This is a genomic window from Clostridium sp. (assembly GCF_050717635.1).
Classification (GTDB): domain Bacteria; phylum Bacillota; class Clostridia; order Clostridiales; family Clostridiaceae; genus Clostridium_AD.
This window is the reverse complement of sequence record NZ_JBOITO010000039.1, coordinates 65,065-90,861: the sequence shown is the minus strand read 5'-3', so window position 1 is coordinate 90,861 and position 25,797 is coordinate 65,065. Positions and strand designations below refer to the sequence as shown.

At 30.5% G+C, this 25,797-nt stretch carries 23 protein-coding genes and 2 pseudogenes; 14 read left to right on the top strand and 11 right to left on the bottom strand.

Annotation, left to right across the window (positions count from 1 at the left end; all coding sequences use genetic code 11):
• Nucleotides 1-140: 140 nt before the first annotated feature.
• The 6 genes and pseudogenes from ACREWB_RS19310 to ACREWB_RS19285 all read left to right on the top strand — a co-directional run bounded on the left by ACREWB_RS19310 (nucleotide 141) and on the right by ACREWB_RS19285 (nucleotide 5,024).
• Complete coding sequence (locus tag ACREWB_RS19310) at nucleotides 141-1,502, top strand: DDE-type integrase/transposase/recombinase (RefSeq protein ID WP_431549096.1); 1,362 nt, start codon at nucleotides 141-143, stop codon at nucleotides 1,500-1,502.
• Complete coding sequence (locus tag ACREWB_RS19305) at nucleotides 1,495-2,295, top strand: ExeA family protein (protein ID WP_431549095.1); 801 nt, start codon at nucleotides 1,495-1,497, stop codon at nucleotides 2,293-2,295. Before ACREWB_RS19310 ends, ACREWB_RS19305 begins: the two co-directional genes overlap by 8 nt.
• Nucleotides 2,296-2,298: 3 nt before the next feature.
• A complete protein-coding gene (locus ACREWB_RS19300) occupies nucleotides 2,299-2,643 on the top strand; it encodes a TIGR04540 family protein (protein ID WP_431549094.1) in 345 nt (114 codons plus the stop codon).
• 687 nt (nucleotides 2,644-3,330) lie between these two features.
• Complete coding sequence (locus ACREWB_RS19295) at nucleotides 3,331-3,882, top strand: BRO family protein (protein ID WP_431549093.1); 552 nt, start codon at nucleotides 3,331-3,333, stop codon at nucleotides 3,880-3,882.
• Nucleotides 3,883-4,206: 324 nt separating this feature from the next.
• Nucleotides 4,207-4,661: pseudogene (locus ACREWB_RS19290) on the top strand (DUF3990 domain-containing protein).
• A pseudogene (locus ACREWB_RS19285) lies at nucleotides 4,654-5,024 on the top strand (hypothetical protein). The pseudogenes ACREWB_RS19290 and ACREWB_RS19285 overlap by 8 nt, the downstream one beginning before the upstream one ends.
• Before the next feature lie 251 nt (nucleotides 5,025-5,275).
• Here ACREWB_RS19285 and ACREWB_RS19280 read toward each other — a convergent pair.
• On the bottom strand, nucleotides 5,276-5,530 hold the full coding sequence (locus ACREWB_RS19280) for a hypothetical protein (RefSeq protein ID WP_431549092.1): 255 nt from the start codon (nucleotides 5,528-5,530) through the stop codon (nucleotides 5,276-5,278).
• 195 nt (nucleotides 5,531-5,725) lie between these two features.
• Between ACREWB_RS19280 and ACREWB_RS19275 the strand changes: the two genes are divergently transcribed.
• Both ACREWB_RS19275 and ACREWB_RS19270 read left to right on the top strand, forming a co-directional pair.
• On the top strand, nucleotides 5,726-6,520 hold the full coding sequence (locus ACREWB_RS19275) for a dynamin family protein (protein ID WP_431549091.1): 795 nt from the start codon (nucleotides 5,726-5,728) through the stop codon (nucleotides 6,518-6,520).
• Nucleotides 6,521-6,611: 91 nt separating this feature from the next.
• Entirely contained in the window at nucleotides 6,612-6,920 is a 309-nt protein-coding gene (locus tag ACREWB_RS19270; protein WP_431549090.1) for a DUF8743 domain-containing protein, read from the top strand.
• A gap of 160 nt (nucleotides 6,921-7,080) precedes the next feature.
• On the opposite strand, the gene ACREWB_RS19265 is transcribed toward ACREWB_RS19270, so the two are convergent.
• On the bottom strand, nucleotides 7,081-8,175 hold the full coding sequence (locus ACREWB_RS19265; RefSeq protein WP_431549089.1) for a DUF3810 domain-containing protein: 1,095 nt from the start codon (nucleotides 8,173-8,175) through the stop codon (nucleotides 7,081-7,083).
• Nucleotides 8,176-9,040: 865 nt separating this feature from the next.
• Between ACREWB_RS19265 and ACREWB_RS19260 the strand changes: the two genes are divergently transcribed.
• Together ACREWB_RS19260 and ACREWB_RS19255 are read left to right on the top strand one after the other, a co-directional pair.
• Nucleotides 9,041-9,478, top strand: a complete 438-nt coding sequence (locus ACREWB_RS19260; protein ID WP_431549359.1) for an HI0074 family nucleotidyltransferase substrate-binding subunit — start codon at nucleotides 9,041-9,043, stop codon at nucleotides 9,476-9,478.
• 1 nt (nucleotide 9,479) lies between these two features.
• Nucleotides 9,480-9,770: a nucleotidyltransferase family protein gene (locus ACREWB_RS19255; protein ID WP_431549088.1), complete on the top strand. Its 291-nt coding sequence runs from the start codon at nucleotides 9,480-9,482 to the stop codon at nucleotides 9,768-9,770.
• A gap of 334 nt (nucleotides 9,771-10,104) precedes the next feature.
• On the opposite strand, the gene ACREWB_RS19250 is transcribed toward ACREWB_RS19255, so the two are convergent.
• The 3 genes from ACREWB_RS19250 to mntA all read right to left on the bottom strand — a co-directional run bounded on the left by ACREWB_RS19250 (nucleotide 10,105) and on the right by mntA (nucleotide 11,938).
• Nucleotides 10,105-10,686 (bottom strand): hypothetical protein, encoded by a 582-nt coding sequence (locus ACREWB_RS19250; RefSeq protein ID WP_431549087.1) that lies wholly within the window; start codon nucleotides 10,684-10,686, stop codon nucleotides 10,105-10,107.
• Between the two features lie 450 nt (nucleotides 10,687-11,136).
• Complete coding sequence (hepT, locus tag ACREWB_RS19245; protein WP_431549086.1) at nucleotides 11,137-11,547, bottom strand: type VII toxin-antitoxin system HepT family RNase toxin; 411 nt, start codon at nucleotides 11,545-11,547, stop codon at nucleotides 11,137-11,139.
• Nucleotides 11,501-11,938: a type VII toxin-antitoxin system MntA family adenylyltransferase antitoxin gene (gene mntA, locus ACREWB_RS19240; protein ID WP_431549085.1), complete on the bottom strand. Its 438-nt coding sequence runs from the start codon at nucleotides 11,936-11,938 to the stop codon at nucleotides 11,501-11,503. The genes hepT and mntA overlap by 47 nt, the downstream gene beginning before the upstream one ends.
• A 352-nt stretch (nucleotides 11,939-12,290) precedes the next feature.
• Between mntA and ACREWB_RS19235 the strand changes: the two genes are divergently transcribed.
• Nucleotides 12,291-12,458 carry a hypothetical protein gene (locus ACREWB_RS19235; protein WP_431549084.1) on the top strand — a complete coding sequence of 56 codons (168 nt, stop codon included), beginning with the start codon at nucleotides 12,291-12,293 and terminating at the stop codon, nucleotides 12,456-12,458.
• Nucleotides 12,459-12,793: 335 nt separating this feature from the next.
• Here ACREWB_RS19235 and ACREWB_RS19230 read toward each other — a convergent pair whose 3' ends face one another.
• Nucleotides 12,794-13,144, bottom strand: a complete 351-nt coding sequence (locus ACREWB_RS19230; protein ID WP_431549083.1) for a RidA family protein — start codon at nucleotides 13,142-13,144, stop codon at nucleotides 12,794-12,796.
• Between the two features lie 539 nt (nucleotides 13,145-13,683).
• On the opposite strand from ACREWB_RS19230, the gene ACREWB_RS19225 reads away from it, so the two are divergent.
• The gene (locus tag ACREWB_RS19225) at nucleotides 13,684-14,370 is read left to right on the top strand and encodes a response regulator transcription factor (protein WP_431549082.1); all 687 of its coding nucleotides are present in this window, start codon (nucleotides 13,684-13,686) and stop codon (nucleotides 14,368-14,370) included.
• Complete coding sequence (locus tag ACREWB_RS19220) at nucleotides 14,358-15,695, top strand: HAMP domain-containing sensor histidine kinase (RefSeq protein ID WP_431549081.1); 1,338 nt, start codon at nucleotides 14,358-14,360, stop codon at nucleotides 15,693-15,695. Before ACREWB_RS19225 ends, ACREWB_RS19220 begins: the two co-directional genes overlap by 13 nt.
• A gap of 3 nt (nucleotides 15,696-15,698) precedes the next feature.
• On the opposite strand, the gene ACREWB_RS19215 is transcribed toward ACREWB_RS19220, so the two are convergent.
• From ACREWB_RS19215 to ACREWB_RS19195, 5 genes are all read right to left on the bottom strand, one after another.
• Nucleotides 15,699-16,472 (bottom strand): ABC transporter ATP-binding protein, encoded by a 774-nt coding sequence (locus tag ACREWB_RS19215; RefSeq protein ID WP_431549080.1) that lies wholly within the window; start codon nucleotides 16,470-16,472, stop codon nucleotides 15,699-15,701.
• A 15-nt stretch (nucleotides 16,473-16,487) separates the two neighbouring features.
• Nucleotides 16,488-18,797, bottom strand: coding sequence for an ABC transporter permease (locus tag ACREWB_RS19210; RefSeq protein WP_431549079.1), 2,310 nt, complete (start codon nucleotides 18,795-18,797; stop codon nucleotides 16,488-16,490).
• A gap of 629 nt (nucleotides 18,798-19,426) precedes the next feature.
• Nucleotides 19,427-21,832: an AAA family ATPase gene (locus ACREWB_RS19205; protein ID WP_431549078.1), complete on the bottom strand. Its 2,406-nt coding sequence runs from the start codon at nucleotides 21,830-21,832 to the stop codon at nucleotides 19,427-19,429.
• A 65-nt stretch (nucleotides 21,833-21,897) separates the two neighbouring features.
• Complete coding sequence (locus tag ACREWB_RS19200; RefSeq protein ID WP_431549077.1) at nucleotides 21,898-23,061, bottom strand: tetratricopeptide repeat protein; 1,164 nt, start codon at nucleotides 23,059-23,061, stop codon at nucleotides 21,898-21,900.
• Between the two features lie 19 nt (nucleotides 23,062-23,080).
• Nucleotides 23,081-23,551 (bottom strand): Hsp70 family protein, encoded by a 471-nt coding sequence (locus ACREWB_RS19195; RefSeq protein ID WP_431549076.1) that lies wholly within the window; start codon nucleotides 23,549-23,551, stop codon nucleotides 23,081-23,083.
• Nucleotides 23,552-23,568: 17 nt separating this feature from the next.
• Here ACREWB_RS19195 and ACREWB_RS19190 point away from each other — a divergent pair, with 17 nt between their 5' ends.
• Nucleotides 23,569-25,797, top strand: a complete 2,229-nt coding sequence (locus tag ACREWB_RS19190) for a hypothetical protein (RefSeq protein ID WP_431549075.1) — start codon at nucleotides 23,569-23,571, stop codon at nucleotides 25,795-25,797.

The following is a 25,797-nucleotide window of genomic DNA, read 5'->3' as shown; positions in this document are numbered from 1 at the left end:
GAAATATAAATACCTTTGCATAAAAAATTCAGCAACACTGTATTTTCCTATATTTATAGATGCCTCTGTGATATTTTTATATTATATTAAAAGAATCAGACATGATGATATAAAAATAATTTAATGGAGGTTTAATAATTATGCTTGATGAAAATACTCGAACAGCGATAGCTCTAAAAAGATTCTCACTTCTCGGTCCAGTAATAAATGGACAAGTATCCAACAAAAAAGCTTATTTCTCAGAGGTAGCAGCACAACAAATTGAAATGCCACATTATGGTTTTAGTAGCTATTCGCCCAAAACAATCGAAAATTGGTACTGTAAATATATCCGCGAGGGATTAGATGCATTAAAACCAAGTATTAGAGGCGATAAGGGTAATATAAGAAAGATTCCTTTCGATATAAAGGAAAAAATATTAGAGTATGTAAATAAGTATCCTAGAGCACCTAAAACAGTTATTTATGATATGTTGTTAAAAGAAGAGATTATAAAATCAAATACTGTATCTCTTTCTACATTTTATAGATTTCTTAAAGTGGTTCCAAAGTCGCAATTGCCAGAGGAAGAATTAAAAGATTTAAAAAGATTTGCACATCAAAATATCAACGAATTGTGGCAAACAGACGTTATGTATGGGCCATATATTAAAGTGGGAACTAAAAAGAAACAAACTTATCTTTTCGCATATATTGATGATGCATCTAGACTAATAACACATGCTGAATTCTTCTATTTACAGAATTATGAATCGTTAAGATATTCATTTAAAGAAGCAGTGTTAAAAAGAGGAATTCCAAAATTGATTTATACAGATAATGGGAAAATATACCGTTCTCAGCAGTTCGAATTTATATGCGCCAGCATAGGAACAGTATTAATTCATGCTAAGCCATTTTCTCCAAACGAAAAAGGCAAAATTGAACGCTTTTTCTTAACTGTAAGAAAAAGATTCCTGTCAACAGTAGATCCATTAAAGCTGCAATCTATAGAAGAATTAAATGAAAGATTTAAAATATGGTTAGAATCTGATTATCAGAGAAAACAACACTCAGCACATAAAAATCTATCCCCATTAGACGTGTTTATGTCTCAAAATGATAAGATTAAACTATTTAAAGATCCAAGTCTATTAAAGGAAAAGTTCTTACTAAGAGAAAGAAGAAAGATTAAGCACGATGCTACTTTCTCTATAAATAAGATACTATACGAAGCCCCCGTGAGCTTCGCTAACACTGAAATACAAGTTCGCTACGAGCCAGAATGGCTAAGGTCTATTAGTATTCCAGTACTACTATATAAAGATGATAAACTAATGGGGGAAGCTCGTCAAGTGAATTTTCATGAAAATGCTCATATGAAAAGAAAATCAACATATAAGCCATTAAAAAAAGTTGATATACAGGGTGACAACAGTGAGATAGAAATTACAGAGACAGAAACAATAAGTGAACAACCAATTTCATTCAATAGTATTATGGGAGGTCTGCATAATGTTTAAGCAATTTTATGGGATGAAATTCAATCCTTTTTCAAAGGAGTTAGATATTGAAAACTCTTTTGAAAGTCTGGATTTACTGGAAGTAAATTCTAGATTTAAATATATTAAAAGTACTCGAGGTATATTTGTGCTGATTGGAGAACCAGGTACTGGTAAATCAACGGCTTTAAGAAATTTTGTGAAAGGATTGAACCCTGGTTTATATAAAAGCTGCTATTTCACATTAGCTACTGTTTCGGTATTCGATTTTTATAGAGGACTATTGACTGAACTGGGCGAGATACCTTCTAGTAAAAAAGTAACTATGTTTAAACAAATTCAAAATACAATAAATTCTCTATACTATAATCAAAAAATAACTCCTGTAATAATACTTGATGAAGTACATATGCTATCAAATAGTATTTTAGAGGAATTAAGACTTTTGTTTAGTTTTAATATGGATTCAGAAAGCCCCTATATTTTAATTTTATCAGGACAAACTCAATTAAAGAGTAAGCTTAATTTATCCATTAATGTTCCTCTTAAACAACGGATAACAGTAAAACATACCATGGTTGGATTAAAAAAGGATGAAGTTTACGAATACTTGAATAGTAGAATGAAATTATCAGGAGTAGCAACAACAATATTTTCAAAAGAATCAGCGGAGGCGATAGCCTCAGTATCAAAGGGTTTTCCAAGAATGATAAATAAAGTTACAACTGCCGCTTTGATGTATGCATATTCTATGAAAATGGAAGTTATTGATGAAGATTGTGTTTATCAGGGATACAAGGAGTGTGAGCTATAAGTTTTGGTACGAAAACAGAAAGAAAATGATACGAAATGTACGAGTTCAATACAAGAATTGATTAACATGAATATTCTTAGAAATCCAACAACTATAAAAGCATTGGCTACTGAAATAATCAAAGCTTGTGATAGCTATCTTGCACTAAGACTCTCCGAAAATACGTTAAGAGGTTTGATTTGGCATTATGGACAAGCTCATGGGAACAAAATATTTAATGGAAATAAATTGAACCCTACAATTTCAAATAGAATTGGAAAGAAAAGAGCATATTTAGTAGAAGAAATGCTTAGTGGTTTCCAATTTAAAATTCTCTTAGAATTTGCTGAAATAATAAGCATCTATTAAACCTAATTTAAACTGACGAATCTAAGGCTTAATACTAGATTAATTTGATAAAATCAGCTTGTTTTTTATAAAAATAGCCCTAAATAATTTGAAGATTAACTCTAATTTAAAAAGAAAATTGACAATTTCTACATAGCAAGTAAAGAAGATGCAGAAATTCAAATATAAAACGCAGAAAAATTTATTAATGCAATGGAAGATTATAATAAAATAAATTACAAATAAAACATTCATTTCATAATCAATGTTTTATTTTGTAAGGAGAGAGTTGTCATAGGGGTTCACCAGAATTAGATAATCTATTAGCTTTTTTATTTATTTTTAAAAATCTAGTTAGTACGGAAGTGGCAATATCTTAAGTGGAATAATAAATTTCAGAGGGGATATAGGTTATTCAAATATTTTTATAAAGGTAAATAGCAAGCCTCATATGAAAATAATTATATATCCTTAGCATTTAATATGAAGCAGCCCTTTGGTTAATCAGCATGAATGCTCCAATTTTTAAGCATAAAATAATCTTCATTTTAAAACATCTATTTAGGAGTAATTTTTAAAATTTTACACATTTGCAAAGAGTTGTATACAGAAAAATGGGGGAATCAACAAAAAATAATAATACTAAAATGAGCTCTTACGGGTTCTGAAGAGTTTCTATGAGAGCTCTTATTATACAAGGGGGTACTTATGGCAGATATACAAAAATATAACGAAAAGATATTTGAAAAAATTAAAAATATAAATGATTATGATCAGGAATTTTGGTACGCAAGAGAGTTAGCAGAAATACTAGAATGCACAAAATGGGGAAATTTTAAAAAGGTTATAGATAAAGCAAAAGAAGCTTGTAATAATAGTGATATCAATATTTTAGATCATTTTGCCGACGTCGGTAAAATGATAGATCTTGCCAAAGGTGCTCAAAGAGAAATAGAAGACATAATGCTCTCAAGATATGCTTGTTATCTTATAGTTCAAAATGTAGATTCAAGAAAAGATGTTGTTGCTTTAGGACAAACATATTTTGCAGCGCAAACAATAAGACAAGAATTAGTAGATAATTTTCAGAAAGATTCAGAAGATAAAAAGATATTAGCTATTAGAAATGAATTAGCAAATCATAATAAGTCTTTAGCAGAAGTAGCACAAATGGCAGGTATAGAAGACCCAAGGGATTATGCGGTTTTTCAAAATAGAGGATATCAGCTGCAAAAATACATTTGGAATATGAGCTTTTAACAGAAGCTTTTCTGAATTTATAAGTAACCTGTGCAAAAACAAGCTTACTTTATATCAAAGGTTAAATCTACAACAAACATATATAGCACAAACCCAGAATATCGGCGTTATTCAACTAATAGTGATTAAAAAAAATAAGAGAAGGGAGCTTAGAGCCAAGAAAAATAGATTAGTTTTAAGGTTAGTGTTTATTTAAATAGTTATAATCATAGAATAGGAATTATAAAAATGATATAATAAAAAAGAAGCTAGGAAATAATCATATGTATTATGCAATTAGAGTTAATATAAAAAAGTTAATATGGTAAGTGAGGTGGGTATTTTATGTTATATCATCCATCAGGAGAAGTTGTTGAATTCCAGAGATAAGAAAAAGTAAATATACAAAAGATTTTTCGTGGGGATTTTATTGTACTGATAATTTTGAACAAGCTAAGAAGTGGACTAAAAGAAATAGAGAGTATGCTACAGTTAATTATTATACTTACACAGAGAATAAAGAGTTAAAAATATTAGAATTTCAAAATATGACTGATGAATGGTTAGATTTTATTGCGGCTTGTAGAAATGGGCTAGTACATGAATATGACATAGTAGAAGGACCAATGGCAGATGATACTGTTTGGAATTATGTAAATGATTTTTTAGCTGGTGATATTACTAGAAATATATTTTGGGAGTTAGCAAAGTTTAAATATCCTACTCATCAAATAAGTTTTCATACATTAAAAGCATTAGATTGTCTCATATTTGAGAGGAGTGAAATTATAAATGAATGATATTCTGAAAAATAATTTATTTTATGTTTGTTCACTCATAGAATTTATAGGAAGAAAGACGAAAAATAGAAGAGCAACTATTGTGAAAATACTTGGAAAGAAGGAGTTAGATAGGCAGCTAGAACTTGCTGATGTTAATCATTGTTTATCATTTGATCAAGTATCAGATGAGATAATAATGTATTTTAATATCCAAGATTAATAATAGATGTATGTTCGGAACGAGATAATATAGTAGATGTGGTATACAAAGTATTTCAATCATTTATTAGTGATGAGATTTCAGATTTTAATTCATCAGTATACTATAGCACTTCAGAATATCTAAAGTATTCTTATTTAGAAGGGAAATTATTAGCATAAATTTAAAAGTTAACAATTACTAGGGTAACTGTGACTTGGGAAAAACAGTAAACTAATTAAGTGGATTTAGAGTGAGTATCAGTGGCTGGAGTAGTGGAAAAAGAAAAGAAACATAGAAAATAGTAAAAGAGATTTCTAAATAAGGGATCTCTTAAAACATATCTAGATAAAAATAGTTAATTACTATATATCTACTATTGGGAAAAGTATAAAGATACAGCTATTTATCAATAAAAAATAGCAAATTAATGCTATCTTAGTAAACTTAATAAATTCTTAATTGTATTTACTATTTTTGGAATATTTTTAATAACAATGTTCCTATCTGAATGGTTAATTTTAGTAGTTGAGTTATTACTATCAGTCAAAAGTGTAATTGCCATTACAATAATAAAAGCCACTATAATAACCACTATAAGAAATACACCCTTTAAATTTAATATAACCCCAAATAAAAACCATAAACAAAAAAAACTTAAACCAAACCATAATATAATATCTTTCATATGTATAACATCCTTTATATCTATATTTTTTATCTTTAAAAACTATGCTATATTTATTATCGTAGATAATAGCGAAAACTATAGCTAGAGATAAGTTATATAGCAATAGTATATTAAAATAAAAGAAAAATTTAAGTTGAAAAGAAAATAGACGATAAGTTATTAAAAGAGAAAAACTAAACATATATAGAGGATGTGAATGTAATTACAACTGGGTTTGATTTATCATTATATGATAGTAAAAGAGAATTTTTAGTAAGTAAATTAAATGAGGTATCTGAAGTGGCTTTAAGTTTAGGAATCGAAAAAACTGCAAACCATCTTCATAAGTCTATTTCCGAACTTATGGATGAGAAATTTAGAATTGTAGTAGTAGGTGAATTTTCTAGAGGGAAATCTACTTTTATAAATGCATTATTAGGTAATAGTATATTCCCCTCTTTTGTGAGACCAACAACAACGATTTTGAATAAGGTTTCCTATAGTGAAACTCCTATATACAGGATATTCCTAAGAGATAAGAACAGCACCTGTAAAATTATCACAAAGGAACAATTTAAGAATGTAGTTGCACCTAAAGAGCCTATTATGGGTGATGAATCATCAGAATATGAATATGAAAACGCTTTAAAAGAAATAAGTAACATTTCATTTGCAGACATAGGATATCCAACTGAATTATGTAAGGGTGGTGTTGAAATAGTTGACACTCCTGGAACAAATGATTTGGATCCAGCAAGAGAAGAGATTACATATAAGTTTATACCTGAGTCAGATGTGGCAATTATGCTTCTTTCAGCAAATCAAATATTAGCTGAATCTGAAATGAAGTTTCTTAAGGATAGAATAATAAAAGCAGATATTCAGAAAATCTATTTTGTGATTAACTTTAAGGATAGGCTAAGAGATGAAGAAGAACAATTAAGGGTAATTAATTATGCAAGAGAACATTTAGAAAAAGTGCAAGTGGGGTGCGTCACACCCCACTAGGGTAACTGTGACTTGTATAAAATAGTAAGTTATTAGTCAGAATCTTGAATGAGCATCATTGGCTGGAGTAGTAGCTATCGATGCTGATTTTATGCGAGTTTTAACTTTGCAAAGTGGAATAATAAATTTCAGAGGGGATATAGGTTATTCAGATATTTTTATAAAGGTAAATGGCAAGCCTCATATGAAAATAATTATAGAGGTAGTTGTTAAAAGAAATAAGATAGTGGAAATTCCAAGTGACTCTGAAGAGGATTATTATGTTTTTAAAATTGAAAAATGGAAGAGGCTAGATAGAAAGATAGAAGTTAAAGGCTATCAGGTGGTAAGGGTGATGTACACTACGGAGTACTTACTTTCTATATTTGTTGCAAAACAAGATAACCGTCATTTAAAGTAATGAAAGCAACAAAAATTGAAAATTCATTTCCATTTTTTAAAAGGTGCCTGTCGCCTTTCAAAAATTGGTAGTGAAGCGGACAATATCTGTTGCTTCAAAAGATGAAGATGGTATTGCCAAAGTGATGAGATATGTGCTTAAAATATCATAATTGAAAGAATTATTTTTTTCTACGCTCAGCAAGAAGCAAATCCACCATTGCACCATAACTTTTTGTTCCGGATTCTTGATTTTGAGCCTTAAGATAAGTGTCATTCATTGTATCACCAATTGCTTCTACAGTACCAGAGTAGCCCTTCCAAAAACGTTTATTGTAATTTAAGTCATTAAGTACACCGCGACTACAACTTAAAATTAATTCATCGAATTTTTTTATATCGATTTTTTTTAATGCATTAAATGAATAGGATAATGCTGAAAGCGTTCCGGAATATTTAAAGTTTTTATCAGGATGATTTATACAAGCTATATATGCAATATAATTTGTTTCATCTTCTTTGGCAAAACCCCTTTGATGAGCCATTTCATGTGCAGTTGTAAACGGAGATATGGAATCAGGGAGTGCAGTGTTAACATTAGCTTCGTTGGTGAAAGGAAAATAAAAACCTGTAATTCCTGTGTAACACATTGGAATTGAGAGTAATATACTCTTAGGTGTTCCATAGTTACCTCTTAATTTAGGATATTTTAGTGAAGCTTCATCATATCCTAGATAAGCAGTTTTTAGCATATAACTTTTATCATAGGGAAGTTCCATTAATCCATTCTTACTTTCATTTAAATTTTCTCTTAAATAATTAGAATTTTTTATAAGATATTTACAAAGATCGACAACTTCAGTTGTGGATGAGTCTTGTATATTTAATTCAAATATTTTCTCTACTGAAAGTCGTTGGTAATTAAATCCCCATAAAAGCTGAAATGAAAAATATATCACCCCTGATATTGCAAGTATATTTAGGACGAAGTTTCTTAAGGTATCTAATCGTTTATTTTTATATTTAATTAGTTGAAAAGATATTTTTAATAAATTGAATAACACAAAAGTAGAAAAACATACAACTATAATTTCTGAAAGAGAAAAGGGTAAAATTCCAGTGATCACACTCAAAGAAGTGGCAATAATTTTATAAAAAGACGAGGAATAGTATGTTTCTATAAAATTTGGGAATGTTCTAGATATTTTAGTAAGGAGATATGCGAAGGGAAGAAGTAATATAAAAAACAATTGTTTATTAGATGAAAATTTATTCAAAAATAATACCACCTTTCTGTTTTATTTTTTTATTTTCAACTGACATTTAAATTTATATAAATATAAAAATGAATAAAATCACCTATATTCTATTATATTATATAAAGGTGTAAAAGACAATAAATTTTATATACTAACATATGTCCAATGTAATATGTATTCTCTTTCTTTCAGTCTTTAATCGATCACCGAATGTTACCAAATGAATCTCTCTTGTCGCTATTCTGATTAATTTTTCTTTTTCTCTATCAATACGGTGCTGCTTAGTTTGCATTGAGAGGTATATAAGCTGTACAAAGGCTCCAATTGGTATGTATGTGAATAAAGCTAGAAATAGTCCTGCTATGTAACATGCAATCGTTTTGCTAGGTGTAAATAAGTGTGCTCCATTGTGTTGCCCTCTCTTATTAATACGTTTATTTTTCTTATATAATAATGGTTTGTCCATATGAGTGCAAAAGTGATTTATGTTAGTCGTTACGTTTTTCCTCTTAAGTATATATTATCCATAATTTGTAGTCAATTGCTTAAGAGGTTAATAACTCACTATATTCTCAGCCGTTCCTACTTCGTAAATACCCCTGGGGTGCTTATTTTTAGAAATCTAGTTAGAATGGAAGTAACAATATTTTGAGCTGAACTAGCTCTATAATTATAATTAAAAAGGCTTGACGATAGATAGTTAACCTATAAATTGGTTGATTAAAAAAGATTTGTAGGGTAAAATGAGAGTAACAAAATATACGATTATTAAAAAATGCTTTTATTACATATGAAGCATCACAAAAAAAAATTTTGTAATTTAATTATGTATATAGTAAAGAATGTGAGTCATTGTTTGATAATTTAGAAAGGGTGATTGAATATTATGGGAATATTAGATAAATACGATGAGTCAATAAAATTAACATATAATTATGCATATAGAATGTTAGTTCATCTAAAGAATATTACATATAATTTTAATAGTATAAAAGATCCAGATGATATAACAATAGAAGTTTATAGAGATTCTATTATTAAAAAATACGAAACATTAGAAGATTTAACTTGGAAGTTACTATCAAAGATATTTAAAGCTTCAGGTTTGGAAATAAATAATCCAAGAGAGTGTTATAAGCAAGCATTCAAAGAAGGGTTAATCAATAATATAGAAATTTGGAATGATATTTTACTATCAAGAAACTCTACAGCACATATCTATGATGAGAAAGACTATGAAGAAATTAAAAATAAGATAATAAATTATTATACGGATGCCATAGAAGATTTATTAAGTAAGCTATCAAAAGTGGTAATTTGATATGTATGGAATAGATAAACACGTATATAAAAACTTAATTTATTATTTCCAAAATAACACTACAATTAAAAAAGTTATAATATTTGGGTCAAGAGCAAAAAGAACAGAAAATATAAATTCAGATATAGATTTATGTATTAGCTTTATAGGTAAAAGTAAAGGAACTATTGTAGAAGAAATTAATGATGTTATAGGAGTATACTCTTGTGATATTGTTTTTCTAGGCTCATTAAATGAGAATATAGAAAAACAGATAGCTAGAGATGGAATTGAAATTTATTGTAAAAAATAAAAAAATGAAAAGATACTGTTAGCCATCAATAGCCCAAAAGCTAATAAAACCAATTAATGTAATTGGTTTTATTAGCTTTTTGAGCAACAGTGTTTGCCCGATTTGCTTCCCAACTCTGTAAGGTACCTGACCCTTGGGAATGATTGTAAACTTGAAGTTGCTAGTAAAATTCAGAAAGATTATAGTGAGGTTATCAAAGAATACAGGGATTTCAGCACCCCACTTGGGTAACTGTGACTTGTATAAGAGAATAAGAGTGATATAATTAAAGACTTAATTTTAGTTTCTTTAAATAAAGATCCCAAATTTAAATTTGATAATCTACTTCCTTTTATTATAACTTTTCATTCTGTAATCCTATCTTAAATGATTTTTGTATATGTCTAACAATCTTATAAATAAAATATATAATCAATGCGGTTGCACCGGCATTAAGTCCACATAACATAAGATATTCAGGCATAAAATTAGATCTTGTAGATGAGCCTAAATAAGCATCTACTTTTGGAAATAAATAAAACAAAAGTGAACCCATAAATAATATATTTATAAACTTATACTTTTTTCTGAACTTTTCATGCAGAAAAGGCAATACTAGAAATACAATAGGTAAGATACCAAAAATTCTGCGATAAGCATAAAAATTTATAAAGTTTTGTGCAACGTTTACTATAAATCCACTTATAGTTAATCCTACAAGAGCCAACGCTGCTTTACCATCTGCTTCAGTATACTGTCTAGTATTTGGATGTTCATCTGCATAAGAACCTTCTCCCGAATCTCCACCCATAGCATGAAAGTTTCCATAAGAATCTTTGGAATAGCTCCTATTAGTGGTTTGATGATGATATATGCGTTCTCCTGATGCGGTCTTGTTATCAGTTCGTGTCATACCTGAATCATTATAATCTGACATTATTAGTCCCCTTTACTAATTTATTTTCAATTACTTTTCTTGCGCCATAATATATTACAACTGTGAAATAACCCATAGATATATTGTACCATTTAATACCATAAAACAACACATAATATGTTATGGATTAGTAAGTGGGGTGTGAAGCGCCCCACTAGGGTAACTGTGACTTGGGAAAAATAATTTAATTTATTTAGATGCTGTATAAGAAGCATTAGAATATTATAAAAATAGTTATGAAGTTATAGCATATACTTTGATGACTAATCATGTTATCATTTCAGAGAGAATATAGGTTATTCAGACCTTTATGTGAAGGTGAATGGACTGAAGTAGATAGTTATTATAGAAATAATTCTATATCCTTAGAATTTGAAAATAGTCAGGAAAAGGCCATTTTATTTTTTAACAACAAAAAACTGCTGAAATATATTCAACAGTCGTCATTTACTAATGTTTATTTATATACTCGATATATTTATTAACCATTTCTATCACTTTCTTTATATTATCAAAAACAATTTTGTCTTGTATTTTATCATATTCGTGAACCAATCTATTTCGCATACCAGTACATGGTGCTAATTCTTTTGCAAAGTTTATTGGAATAACATCTAATTCACCAATAATTTCAAATGAAGAATAATAGTCTTTTGATGGAGCATGATTCATTTCACTAATTATAATAGAATTTATATCCACCATATTTTCAACAATGAGTTGTATTAATCTTTCACCGGTTCTTTTTATAAAATAATTTGAAATATATTGCTCATAACTATACTCCAGAAATGGCTCTAATTCTTCAATATATTCAGAAAGATTTATTAACTTTCGGCGGAGTACATTTGTATATACCATTTCTTTCACCTCTTATAAAATTTTCTAAATATGTTTTTTCTAATATTCTAAATTTCTTAGTGTCATTGTATTGTTTTACAGTATTCATATAAAAATCAAGAAAAATCTCATCCTCCCTACAAAATAATATTTTGTAGTTGGATATTATTTCAAATTTAAAAACAGGATCACCATGATTTAAAATTGCAACATCTATAGTGTTATCTTTAAAAACCTGCATAAAATCTTTTATTATTTCTTCAAAATTATAAGCATCATCTTTTAAGAGTAAACCTAAGTCTAAATCACTTTGAGCATTACTATTCCCAGAAGCCTCAGAGCCATACAATAGAACCATATTAATTCCATGCTTTGCGCATGTGGTTTTTAATTCTTCCACATTATAATTCATATATAACACCTATTTCCTTCAATTAATATAAAACATTTCAACTTATCATTTACCATTCATTATATATTCATTATAAGTTTTTTACATGTTTTTGTCAAAGATTTATGAGCAAGTGGGGTGCATCGCACCCCGCTTGGGTAACTGTGACCTGGGAAAATAGTGAATGATAAAATGATTAAAAATATACTATAGAATATAGACAATTGTAAAGTCTATTCTATAGGATAGTTTTGTTGAATTTTATTCTAAAGTAGCTTAATAAAAAATAAGCCTTATTTAATAAAAGTCTTGAAATTGTAACTTAATTCGGCTATCATAAATTTAGATTCAATTGAATGGAGGATTCGTTAAAATGAACAGAGTTGATATGTCAAAAATGCTACACGAACATACTGGGGATATGCTTACTAATACATTGAACAGTATTCCTGAGGGAGTTTCTAAAATGTATACAGACAATGCGTTAATCTATTTTAAAGGTAAACAGAATTTGACTATCAATCCCAACATCAGAGATTAAATTCAGGTCATTAGCAACCAGTAAATAGGGTCCACTAGCATCTCTGGGGCTTTTCAAGGTAATATAAAAGTGGGCAATAATAAAGAAGAAATAAGTGATTCTAATAATATGACAAAAGAAGATGTAAATGGAAAAATTACAGGCATTTTCTTTGAAGAATGCTTATAAAAATACAATCTCAACTTTACATTCTTTATTATTTTACCCGTCAACTTAAGAACTAAATTTATTCAGAAAACACTACTAATCCTACTATAACATATATAACAGGAGATGACTTCCAGTCATCTCCTTATTAAATATCATATATACTTTTTTCAGTGCCTGAAAAAAAGTTATTTAACAGCTGCAATTACAGACATTTCAACTAACAAATCTTCTCTAGCCATATTTGCCTCAATACAAGCTCTAGCTGGTTCAAATCCTTTTTCAACCCAATCATCCCAAATTTCATTCATATCTTTGAAAAGAGATATGTCTTTAATGTAAATTGTTATAGATAAAATATGTCTTTTGTCTGAATCATATTTAGCTAATAATTCTTCAACTTTAGCTAATACAATTTTTGTTTGTTCCTTAATATCAGAATTAGCATCTCCACAAGTTTGTCCACATAAATAAATTGTATTATTATGTACAACAGCACGGCTCATACGTCCGGTTCCTTCATATCGTTTAATCTCCATATTTATCATACTCCTTCTATTATATATATTTCAATTTTTACATACTCTTTATATTATACAGGAAAATATCATAAATTCAATATAAGGACAATGGGTTATCAGAGCTTAAGTATGATTTTTTTTAGGAGTAAGCGCATTCAAGGCTCCTCAAAGCCACCCGAGACGTGTAAACAAAGTGTTAGCAGGAGGAGCAGAAGCTTGGCGAAAATAGTACATAGTATAGATATTTAACTAGTTTTTATGCTGTAAAAATAAGATATATATGGGGTGAAAACTATGTTATAATGTTGATAAGTATGTAAAATTTGTTTAATGAAGTCTTATTTTACATTAATTTAATAGAAAAAGGCTTCGATAATAAATAGTATAAGTCTATAAAAATTTTGGTTTGAATATATTATATAAAAAATATGGGGAAGAGATATTGAGGATTATAAATGGCTAGTTACAAGGATTATTTCATTTTAATTAAACAAGACTGATATAATGTGTCATTCGCATAATTATTATTAGGAAAACATATTAATAGGAGGTTTATCATGCTAAAAAAGCTATTAATAATTGAAGATGATATAGATTTATCTAACGTTATGAGAGATTTTTTGTCTAACGATGGATATCAGATAACACAGGCATTTGCTGGTGATAAAGGGCTAGATATGCTTCAGGAGATTGAACCTGATTTAGTTATATTGGATATTATGCTACCAGGGCTAGATGGCATAGGAGTATGCAAGAAAATCAGAGAGGAAAGATATATCCCAATAATTATTATTTCCGCTAAAAATTCAGATTATGATAAGGTTTTGGCCTTAGGTGTTGGCGCAGATGATTATCTAACTAAACCATTTTCACAGATAGAACTGGTGGCCAGAGTAAAATCACATATTCGTCGTGCGACTAATTTTGTACAAGCTAGTAATGCCAAGAGCAGGACAAAAATATTTGGTAAATTAAGCATAGATAACTCTTCCTATGTGGTAGCTGTTGATGGTAAAGTTATAGATTTTTCGCCAAAGGAATTTCAATTACTTGATTTTTTATCAGACCACCCAAGTCAAGTGTTTACAAAGGATCAATTGATTAATGAGGTGTGGGGATATACAGAGTTTATTGATGATAATACTATAGCAGTTTATGTAGGTCGTATTAGAGAAAAATTAGCTAGAGAACATGTAGAATACATAAAGACAGTTTGGGGAGTAGGATATAGATGGGAAAGCTAACAATTAAGCAGAAAATATGTATATTGATAGCTGCTATTTTTATAGGAATTGCTATCTTTGGTGTTAGTATCCTTATGGTAGGTCAGCACAATGCTGATAAGGATATGTACAATAGAACAAAGGTCTTATTAAATGATGATATTTTCAAGGCTAACAATATGGACTTTTCAGGAGTGGGAAAGTATACCTACTCTATTCTTGATTTATCTGGCAAGATTATATATTCCAATGATGTAAAATTGCCAGTAGGTGATATGGTAGAGCTAAAAATGCTTTCAGGGATGTCTAAGGGTGATATCACAACTGAGTACATGATATATTCAGCGGCCTTTATTAGAGAAAATATCCAGACTGGAACCATATATGTATCAGTACCCTATAGCCTAATAAGGGAGAGGCAGGTATACATATATGTGCTTGTGGCAATTGTTGCAGTTTATATTTTTGGATGTATGTATGCTTTGACGAAGCTTATTTTCAAGGATATACTTGAGCCCATTAGAGAGTTACATAAAGTAACCAACAGTATACAGGAAGGCCATTTAGAAGATTGTCTTTATTATGACTATGATGGCGAGATAGGAACACTTTGCCATGATTTTGAAGCACTTCGGTCCGACTTGGAATTTGCTACTCTCAATGAAAAAAAATTAAAAGAAAAAGAGAAGCTTTTGCTTGCCTACATTTCACATGATCTTAGAACGCCAATTGCTACTATATCAGGATATGTAGAAGGAATTCATAATGATATAGTTACAGGGAACAGAGTGCACGAGTACACATCTATTATTCTTAATAAGATCAGCATGTTAAATTCTCTCATTGATGATATTTTAGAACATTCTAAGGCTCAACTCCATGAGTTTGAGATTAAAAAATATGAATGCTATTCAAAAGAATATTTTGAGAAAATTATGATTGAAGCTAAGCAAGATATTGAAAAAAAGGGACTTGTGTTTTCTTGCAGTCTAATACCTGATGTGATAATCAATATAGACGAAAAGCGTATCAAACAAGTTATGCAAAATCTTCTGGGCAATGCTATGAAATTCACTCTGAAAGGCGAGATAAGTGTTGATTTTAAGGTTAAAGAAAGCAATTTAATGATTATAGTAAGAGATACAGGAATAGGCATTGCAGCTACGGATCTCCCTATGGTATTTGATGATTTTTACCGAGGAGAAAAAGCCAGAACCCTTAATGCAGTCGGCTCTGGCTTGGGACTTAGTATATCCAAATATATAGTAGAGCAACATGGTGGCAGAATAGAATGTGATAGCATACTTGATCAGTGGACTGGAATAGAATTTTCTATCCCAATCTAGATTTTACCAGCCATGTTTTTCTAAAAAGTCTATTACGATAGCTTTTCGTTCACTTTCTTTTTCATAGGTATAGGCTCCTAGATTAAGCTGTGCATGTATTCGTCCATCGGCCATGTACAGTAACCTAGTTGCACGAATAGCAGCTTTTAAATCATGGGTTACTATAACGATTGACTGGCCGCCAATGTTTAGATTAGTTAAACTATCAAGAACTTGTTTTCCACTAGAAGAGTTAAGGGAGCCAGTAGGCTCGTCACCAAAGATCACCTTTGGGTTACCAATTAACGCTCTGCATATAGCAACTCGCTGTTTTTGGCCACCAGACATTTCACTTGGATATTTGTCTTTTTCACTGGCTAAGCCGAATTTATCTAGAAGGTCAAGGGCTTTTTTGTTTATATTTTCTTTTGTGTCAGTTCCATAGCCTATGTAGGCGATATTTTCAAAGGCAGTCAAATCATGAAGAAGATTCATACTCTGAAATATAAAGGAGACCTCAGTTTTTCTAAATTTGCTTAATTGTTTTTCGGTCATGGAAGAGATGTCATGTCCTAGTATATAGGCAGAGCCGCTTGTAGGCTTATCCATGGAGCTAATAGAGTATAAAAGTGTGGACTTTCCACCACCACTACTACCCATAATTACAGTAAAATCGCCTTCATATATTTCTAAATCAATATTTTTCAATACATTTATTCCGGTCTTTCCAAGAACAAAAGTCTTACATAATTGCTCAGTTTTTATAATTGCATTTTTCATTATTATTCCTTCTTTCATTTATGATAAATAAGACTATTCTTCCATCAAACTTTTAGGTGAAATCTTCTTTATTGGTAAGCTAAGCAGCAAGGTTATTACTATAATAATCACTAATCCGCTTGCGAGTAATATTGTAGTTTCTAAGGGCATTGTTCTGTACGCAGCTACGCCTAGAGCGGCATAATAAATATTGGAGCTAAATAGCTGATTTAAGGAAGCAGCGCACACTAAGCCTAGGGCACTTAATATTGATATTCTATACACATTTCGTCTTATAATATATCCATTGGTAAAACCGTAGGCCTTCATAATTCCAAAATTGCGTTTTTGTTCATTGTTGCTCATAATTATCATATTAACAATGTTTAGCAGTGTAAATGCAAGGAATATTACTATAATAATTATTGTTACAGGTATCATAATTGACATGATTGATATTTTTACATCATCTACAAAATCAAGCATAGTTTCGAGGGTATAATTAGGGAAATGTTCTTTAACATCTGCTTTAAATGCATTAAATTTTTTTGGATCTTTTAGATTGATTCCAACTTTAGTGTAATATAACTTATTAGGTAAATCTGAAAGTGTAGCGGATACAAAGGATACAGATGGGGGCATCATAGTATCATATATGCCGGATATCATAAGTTTGGTTTCTTTGCCTTCTATTAATAGAGTAATATAATTACCAATATGGTAACTGCTGTTTTTTAAAGTGATGGAATCTATGGCTACTTCATCTCTATTTTTAGGTGGTCGTCCCTGGTTATACTTTATGCCAGTAAGTTTATAATCAAATGTATTTAAATTCATCACTTGAGCATATTTCAGGTTGATGTTCTTATCTTTGCAAAGCACACTTATGTTAGAAAATAGTTCTCCAGTTATATAGCTGTCTACATAAGGACTATTTCCCACATAATCTATCAACTCTTTGGGCAAGGCATCGTCTCTCTTAGTTATAAAACAATCACTATCAGGTAGGCAAACCCAAGCAGGTGCATTGCTTTCCATATTGCCAAAGGAAATACACATATTTACTAGCATAATAGCGATATAAAAGGATACGCTTACAATGAGTACGATAATTGCTGAGCGGCTCTTGTGCTTAAATATATCATTGACAGCCATGCTAAGAGCAGAATGCGCATTTTTTATCAGTGACTTTTTAAACTTTGCCTTAGAAGAGGATGTACCTACTCTAAAGGCATCAACAGGGCTAATTTTTCGTATTCTTATGAGTGCAAGCCATATGCTAAATACTAGAAGTAAACTAGTAATGATAATTACAAATAATGTTGAGTAGATTGAGGCTTTACTTAGGCTGTAATCACCTATGTACTCCATAACTATTCGGCCTATAAAGATTGACATGGGAAGGCCTAAAAGTGATCCCACTATAATAGAAAGGATTCCTACTAAAGAATAACATTTTTGATAGAAACCCATGATTTCTAAGGTGGTAAAACCTACGGATTTATAAGTTCCTATGGCACTGTATTCATTTAGAATAGTATTTTTTATGAAAAACAAGATGATTACAATAGTAATTAACAACATAAATACAGAGGACAAAGTACCAAGTTTAGATATTAGCGAAGTCATTAGGGTGGCACTTAATTTCATTACTGGTAAGGTGTCGCAGCTATCCGCATGATAATTATCTGTATAGATACCCTCAAGAAAATCAAGTACATCCTTAGTGTCAGTATTTGTTTTAATACAAATCATTTCAAGAGATTGCTGACTGTCAAACAAAGGGGCATCTTCTTTATTTATAAATATTGAGGCGCCAAATGTCATGGATACAGGCTTTCTTGTGTCATTTACCAGAGTGGAAACCCTGAGTGTTTTTGTGCCTTTGCCTTTTATATCAAAGTTGTCATTGACAGATATATTATGATTATCCGCAACTATATTTTGCATCCATACTTCGCCTGGTGCGGGGCAGACACTATTTAAATCTCCATCAACAGGGGTAAGTTTAAAGGGCATATTTTTATAATCTGATAAAATAATGGCATACAATGGGTTAATATAGTCCTGTACTAGGTTATTTTTGTGATAAATACCAAGGGAGGTTACCTCATAGCAATCATAGGTTTTTATTGAAGAAATATCATCCCTTTCTTTTGCTTTAGCTTTAATCAGATTGCTAGTTCCTTTTGTTGCATAGAGTAACAAGTTGGCGTTACTAGGATTGTCATATTGACTGTCTGTATAACGGTTCACCTCTTCACTAAAACTTATACAAGTAGATAGAATCATAGCTGCAAAGGCTAGTATCAAACCTAGTAATATAAATTGTAGTTTTTTATTTTTTAATTTTTTAATCCACATAATTCTACGTCCTTTCTGTTTGGTTTATATTAACAGTGTACTAAATCAATCTTACATAGTTATGACTAAATTATAAACAAATTCTTACTACATAAATAATACCATAAAATAGTCATTTGGTACTTCACTAAAGATTGAACTGAAATTGAACTTAGCTGTGGTTCAATTAATATGGTATAATTAACATATTTGTATAAAAAAAACAATAAATGGAAGAAGGGTCAAAAAAATATGTTCAAGAAATTAAAGAATTCATTAGCAATATTTTTATAAGTGGTAATGATCTCCACAATGATAACAATGCCAAGTGTAGCTTCGGCTACTACATTTACACCATTGGCAGCACCTTTAGCACAAGAAGCATTTGGAGTAGCACCAAGAGACTGTTGTAAAAACTAATATAACTGCTAATAGCGCAATATTTACATTTGGTGGCACAGTATCAGACGTAGCTGCAAATGCTATTGATGATGTGATATTACCATGGAATTATATCTAGCCTGAAATGGTAGCTGAGTGAGGGTTGTCTGAAGAGATTAAAAAAGTGAAATGATTATTAAGTAATGTAGGCAGATTTTTGTAAACAAGTCTGCCTAAGTTACCTTTATTATCTTGTCTTGAAACTTCAATTAATTTAGATCTTTTAAATCTTCTTCAGTTATTATAAACATAAACTCCACTGATAATTTATGTGAAATAACTCGTTCTGCCTGCTTCATTTTGATTTGCTGGAAGTATTGCCGTACTAATCTTGCATTTCCGAAATTTATATTCCTATTATCATATAAATGCTTAAAAATATCATTGAGCTTTTCTTCCGCTAGTAAATCTAGCGTATACTTACTTTTAGCACAGAGGCCCTTAAATATCTCCATCATTTCACCTGGTTTATAATCTGGAAATTCTATTGTAAACCCTATCCTACTTGTAACTCCTGGATTCATATTTAATAAATCTTTCATTTCATCAGTATAGCCTGCCATTATCACCACTAATTTATCTCTACTATCTTCCATCTCTTTTATCAGTGTTGCAACCGCCTCTTTTCCAAAATCATTTTCTGATTTTGAATTTAACGAATACGCTTCATCAATAAATAGAACTCCGCCATAAGCCTCTTTAATTTTATCTAATGTTTTGGAACCCGTTTGTCCAATATATTGTCCAACCAAGTCATCTCTTGTGACTTCAACTAAATGACCTTTCTTTAATATTCCCATAGCATTAAATATATTACTTATGATTCTTGCTATTGTTGTTTTTCCTGTACCAGGGTTACCTATAAATACCATGTTCAATGACATTTCTTCTACTTCTAAACCCATTTCTTTTTTTCTATGTTGGAACTGAACAAAATTAACTATTTTTGAGATCATTGCTTTTACTTCTTTAAGCCCTATCATGTCATTTAAATCTTTTAATAGATTTTCAACTTTATCAATAGGATTTTCTTCTAATTTAATACCAAAATCTAATGGCCTTAAAAGACTTAACTCTTCTCTAGATACATTTTTATTACCTATTCTAAAAGCTTTTTCTCGTATGGCTGCTTCTATTATATTTCTTGCAGTCCTACCATTAGCAAAACTATCATCAACTCTTAATTTATTTATTTTTTCTATAAATGCTTTTTGCGCATCGCTATCTAAATTATAATGGTTAGTTGAAGCAATTTTAGTACCTATGTCTAGTAACTCGCCTTCAGAATAATCTAAAAACTCAATATTTAAATTTACACGACTTTTTAAGCCAGGATTAAGTTTTATCAGTCCCCTCATTTCCTTGGTATATCCAGCAAGTATAACTATGAATTTCCCTCTATGATCCTCCATTGCCTTAACTAAAGTATCTATAGCTTCAGGACCAAAATCATTAGAATTTGCACCACCTCTAGCTAATGAGTATGCTTCATCTATAAATAGTACTCCACCCATTGCATTATCTATTGCTTCTTTGGTTAATACGGCGGTTTGTCCAATATACTGACCAACAATAGTTGATCTATCACATTCAGTCATCTGTCCATTTTCTAGTAAACCTAAATAGTAGAATATATCTCCAATTAGTCTCGCCACTGTTGTTTTTCCAGTGCCGGGATTTCCTAAAAACATAAAGTGATAACTTTGATTGCTGTTATCTCCTAACCCTAGTATTCTAGCTCTATTTTTCTCGAATTCAATTAACTTAACAATTCTGCTTACTTCAGTTTTAACATTACTTAATCCAATCATAGAGTTTAATTTATCTAAAGCTTCTTCTAATGAATCTGATTGTCTCTGCACTTTATCATTTTTGTTATTAGGACTGTTAGGTATATTTGATTTAATAGCTATCTTAGCTTCTTTAGTTTTCATTTTTGACACTAGTTCTCTTGCTTTCTGTGCAGATATTGAGTTGGGATTTTTTAATAGTATCTTTTTACATTCTTTTTGGCATTCTTCATATAATTCTTCAATATATAAAGTTTTTATTATATCAATATCAACCTCTTCATCAATCTTTAATTTTTTTGCTTTTTTAAGGTATTCCAATAAAATTTTTGAGTCAGTCCCACTTTTCATGTAACACTTAGTAAGTAACCTAATTCCATCATAATTATTTTCGTCCAAAGCTATAACTAATTTAGCATAATTAATTGCATCATCAAACTTCATCTTATCTAATTGAATTAATCCTAATGTTATTAAAGATTGAATGTTCTTAGGATTTATTTCATTAGAACTTTTTGAATATTTATAAGCCTCTTCACAGCTATCATTATAATAACAAGTAATTCCTGCTATAGCCTGATATTCATCGTTTAATTCATCATAGTATATTGCCTGTTTAAAATACTGAATTGCTTTGTTGTATTCTTTGTTTGAATAAAATGCCTTGCCAGTTAAAAAATATATTCCAGAATGATCAGGACAATTTTTAACACAATCTAATAGTATATTAATAGATTTATTTATTAAACCATTATTAATATCATTCTCAATTTTAAGCCTAAATCCCTCAAAATCTTGTTTATTGTATAGATTTTTAAAATTCATATTTTCGCACCCCACTTAAATGTTATGCCCCAACATTGTATGTTGAGGCATAAGTTAAATTTACTCTAATTATTTTTATTATTAAAGTCTAATATTCCTTTAGTAAATCCCCAAATTATTGTAAAGAATAAACCAACTGTAGCTGTTATCAACCAAGCTGATTTATCAAACAAGGTTTTTTCATTAAACATGGAGTTTCGGGTCAACCTCCAACCAGGTCTCATACTTAAATATCCTAGTCCACCTATGACTGCAATTCCTGCAATTTTAATTAATGTATCACCAGCTAAAACCATTAGAATTGGGATTATAAATAACGTCCATTTACTCTTATCAAAGGTATTCTTTAAAGCTTTCTCACCCCAAGCTATTTTTTCATCGAATTCTGGATCATTTCCATATTCTTTTGCTTTTTTCATATATCCTATCATACTCTCCGTCGCATTTTCATCTACATTATAAATGTATCCATCATTTGCACGATAGCAATAACTTATGCCCTTGGAATAATATGAATTAGCTATTACATCTTTGTAGCTTTTATTATCTGGTTCAGATTTTATTAATTCAGTAAAAATTGATATCGCTTTGTCATATTCATTCTTATTTGAAGCCACATTGCCTAATAAAATCTTATTATAATTATTTTTAGGATTTAAATGTATAGCCTTATTAGCATATTCTTCAGCCTCATTTAACATATTCTTGTCAAGATAAATATTACCTAAATCACAGTAAAACGAATCACCGTTAGGTCTTAAATTGATTGCTTTTTTATATTCGTAAATAGCTTCTTCAACATTATTCCAACGATAATCAGCATGTGCAAGAGTTGCCCACGCATCTGCGTTAGAACCTTCAATTTCGGTTGCTCTTCTTGCTACCATAATTCCATCAGCATATTGTCCTAAGTTAATGAATTTCCATGATTGTTTAATTAAGTCATCTACATTGTTATTATTTTGATCTAAATTAACACTTGGACCATTGTTTTGTTCTGGAATTATATTTTTAAGCTGTTGATCATATTCTATTCTCTTTTTTTCATCAAGTAATGTCTTTTGGGCTTCAGCTATAATAGATACTTTTCTTTCTGCCTCTTGCCTATGGTTTAAATCGGGAGCATTAGTACGGCCAATCCATTTCCTTTGAGTGTTTTTTAGTTCCTCAATTAGTTGTTCTGCATTAAAGGAAGGATCAAGATTAAGTTCTTTGTAATAATTCACCATTTATATCTCTCCTTGTACTTTATTCTATTTTTAATTTTGATATTTTGTTAGCTTTTTTATTTACATCATCTTCGGATAGGTTTGCAATCCTTTCAATTCTCATTTCACCTAGATCATCATTATCAATTAAGTCAATAACATGTACATGAATTACTGAATTTTCATCATATGACATTACAACTCTTATAGGTGACCCAGCAACTCTCTTTTTTAAATACAATCTAGTGGTTCCAATTATTTTAATATATTCTGGATCTTCATCTTCACCTTCAGTTACTTCTAAATCTACAAATTCCTGATTATCATACATACTATAGAAATCACTATAATTTTCTGCTGGTAATGGGGTATTTCTTGGCAAAATTATATTGTTATAGTTTTTATTTGACTCACTATCATTAGCCAGAACTCCTAAGCTATGTGAATTTACATCTGTTACTTTCATTTTCACTATTGATTTATCAGAACATGAATCATAATTAATTATCATATTTGCCGATGATAAATATGAAAAATAAAGCACTCAGTCATATGTTTTTTGGTGCAAAAGGACGCAAGAGCCTTTTTAATATCATAACTTTATTGCTTGTTTTTATATTTTTATTTTCAGCATGCAATAATAAAAGCAACAACAATGCCGGGGTAGGTGATCAGAAATGGAAATCGGAGTCTAAACTTAAAGAGAATATCATTTTGGAAAATTATGATAAAGATAATATACTTGGGGATTTAGATATGTATGGTATTCAGGTTAATGTTCCAAAGGGAGCTTTTTCTAAAGGAACGAAACTCAGTATTTCAAAGCCTAGAGAGGAGGTTCAATATAGTAAAAATGGTATGGTACCCTATGGATCCCCTTTTGAATTTAAAATTGAAGGCGAAGACCATAGAAGTAATATGCCGCTACTTGTTAAGATTGCAATTGATAAAGAGGCTTTGAAAAATTTGAAAGAATACGAAGGATTTAAAGGGGTTCATTATACTAAAGAAACTGGGTGGACCTATACTGACCCAATAGAGATTAATGTTGATGCAGGATATGTTGCTTTTAACATTCCCAACAATCTATTATGGGGTACTGCGGAGCTTACAGAGGGAGAACGAAAAGGAGAGTTTATAAAAGCTAAGGCTTTGAAGAGTTGGAGTGAGTCGCAGCTTGAAGGAGAAGTTAGAGCTAATACTCGTGATATGATTGAAAGTATTTTAGTGAGTCAATTTAATGCTAAAAATAAACCGGAAATAAATAAGATTGCAGAAGAAGTAATGAAGGAGCTAAAATACGGAAATTTAGAATATGGTAAATTGTCTAATGACCTGGTAAATAAAGATTTCAAATCTTATACTGCAAATGTAGCTACAATGATTGGTAAAACCTTTGCAGATAGTATGGAAGCAGGTACTATGTCAACCGTATTTGGTCAAACGGGTACGGTTGCAGCTGCAGCGGGTTATTTATGGGAAGGGGACTATAGCGGAGCAGGTATGAAAATTGCAGAAGCTATCTCAGAAACCTCTCCGGTTTACAAAGTAGCCAAGGTAGCGGTAGATGTCGTTGAAATGAAAATAGGAAACTGGAAAAACAATGGTATTGAAGAGGCCTATAAAGCCTTTAAAGAAGGTTCAAATGACTATATTCTTTTTGGTTATGATGTTGACCCTGAAGATTTTGAGGATGTTTGGAACCAGATGAGAGGTGTGGCAAGGCAGATAGAGATGGATGCAATAAAGAAATATGCCAATTCCATAGGGGTAGATAAGGAAAGTCTTTCAACAGAAAAAATCTCTATGATTGTGCAAAAGGCAAAGCTAACACTGAAGGAGCAGTTTACAAATAGGAGCAAACAAGAAAAGGAAATAGCACAGGCAGAAGAAAATCAAAAGGAAATTATTAAACAGTTTGAACAGTGGAACCTTCTGAAAAAAGGAAGCTCTTGGTATCCAGAAGATAGCAGCATAGAGCAAATCCTTGAAAGAATGTACAATCAGATAAAAAGAATCCAGAAGGAAACGGGACGATTCGATTTGGTGTATAAAAATGGAGATTTGCAGGACCAAGCCAGAGGATTAGACAATATCGGTAAACTTAAGGAGGGAGAGATGCTAGTTTCAGATATTGCAAAGCTGATTAATACTAGATATGTATATGGAGAAGAAGGATATCAGAAGCTACTTAAAGAGATGGGTTATGCACCAAAGGTTAAATTAGAAGTGGGTACTTACGAAGGAATTATAATAATAACCGAGGCGCCAATTATAGAATATGCACAAAAGGCACTTGAAAATCCAGAATCTGTTCCTGAAATTAAGGGTCCTGATGGAAAAAACTGCGAAGAACTAGACTTTAGCTCTATTGATGTTCAAAAACAAATCAGAGAAGGAATCGATAAGTCAAAGAACGTTATTGGCAAAGATGTACCGCTGACAATAGTTATTACGCAAGGAGCATCTAAGAGTGAATTTAAAGCAACACTTAAAGCGGATTATAAAAGTGCGTTCCCTAAGTATGAATGTGAGGAAAGCGAAAATCAGATATACAAGATAAAATATAACGAAGGAAAAGTAACACTTACTAATACAGATGCGGAAAATCAAACCGTACAAACCTTTGAAGGTAATGTTTCGCTATTAGATATAACAGGGAGCTTTAAGATAAGCTCTAGTAACATTCAATATGCTGAGCTTGCCTCTACGGATGTAATGGTATCTGGCATATGGAAAGTTAACAAAACAAAATAA

Bases quoted from the DNA above. Each gene is read 5' to 3' on its own strand.
- ACREWB_RS19200 (WP_431549077.1), bottom strand. From the start codon at position 23,061: ATGGTGAATTATTACAAAGAACTTAATCTTGATCCTTCCTTTAATGCA.
- ACREWB_RS19225 (WP_431549082.1), top strand. From the start codon at position 13,684: ATGCTAAAAAAGCTATTAATAATTGAAGATGATATAGATTTATCTAAC.
- ACREWB_RS19210 (WP_431549079.1), bottom strand. From the start codon at position 18,797: ATGTGGATTAAAAAATTAAAAAATAAAAAACTACAATTTATATTACTA.
- ACREWB_RS19220 (WP_431549081.1), top strand. From the start codon at position 14,358: ATGGGAAAGCTAACAATTAAGCAGAAAATATGTATATTGATAGCTGCT.
- ACREWB_RS19230 (WP_431549083.1), bottom strand. From the start codon at position 13,144: ATGGAGATTAAACGATATGAAGGAACCGGACGTATGAGCCGTGCTGTT.
- ACREWB_RS19310 (WP_431549096.1), top strand. From the start codon at position 141: ATGCTTGATGAAAATACTCGAACAGCGATAGCTCTAAAAAGATTCTCA.
- ACREWB_RS19250 (WP_431549087.1), bottom strand. From the start codon at position 10,686: ATGTCAGATTATAATGATTCAGGTATGACACGAACTGATAACAAGACC.
- ACREWB_RS19195 (WP_431549076.1), bottom strand. From the start codon at position 23,551: ATGATAATTAATTATGATTCATGTTCTGATAAATCAATAGTGAAAATG.
- hepT (WP_431549086.1), bottom strand. From the start codon at position 11,547: ATGGTATATACAAATGTACTCCGCCGAAAGTTAATAAATCTTTCTGAA.
- ACREWB_RS19255 (WP_431549088.1), top strand. From the start codon at position 9,480: ATGTATGGAATAGATAAACACGTATATAAAAACTTAATTTATTATTTC.
- ACREWB_RS19295 (WP_431549093.1), top strand. From the start codon at position 3,331: ATGGCAGATATACAAAAATATAACGAAAAGATATTTGAAAAAATTAAA.
- ACREWB_RS19205 (WP_431549078.1), bottom strand. From the start codon at position 21,832: ATGAATTTTAAAAATCTATACAATAAACAAGATTTTGAGGGATTTAGG.
- ACREWB_RS19235 (WP_431549084.1), top strand. From the start codon at position 12,291: ATGAACAGAGTTGATATGTCAAAAATGCTACACGAACATACTGGGGAT.
- ACREWB_RS19270 (WP_431549090.1), top strand. From the start codon at position 6,612: ATGCGAGTTTTAACTTTGCAAAGTGGAATAATAAATTTCAGAGGGGAT.
- ACREWB_RS19215 (WP_431549080.1), bottom strand. From the start codon at position 16,472: ATGAAAGAAGGAATAATAATGAAAAATGCAATTATAAAAACTGAGCAA.
- ACREWB_RS19190 (WP_431549075.1), top strand. From the start codon at position 23,569: ATGAAAAATAAAGCACTCAGTCATATGTTTTTTGGTGCAAAAGGACGC.
- ACREWB_RS19305 (WP_431549095.1), top strand. From the start codon at position 1,495: ATGTTTAAGCAATTTTATGGGATGAAATTCAATCCTTTTTCAAAGGAG.
- ACREWB_RS19280 (WP_431549092.1), bottom strand. From the start codon at position 5,530: ATGAAAGATATTATATTATGGTTTGGTTTAAGTTTTTTTTGTTTATGG.
- mntA (WP_431549085.1), bottom strand. From the start codon at position 11,938: ATGAATTATAATGTGGAAGAATTAAAAACCACATGCGCAAAGCATGGA.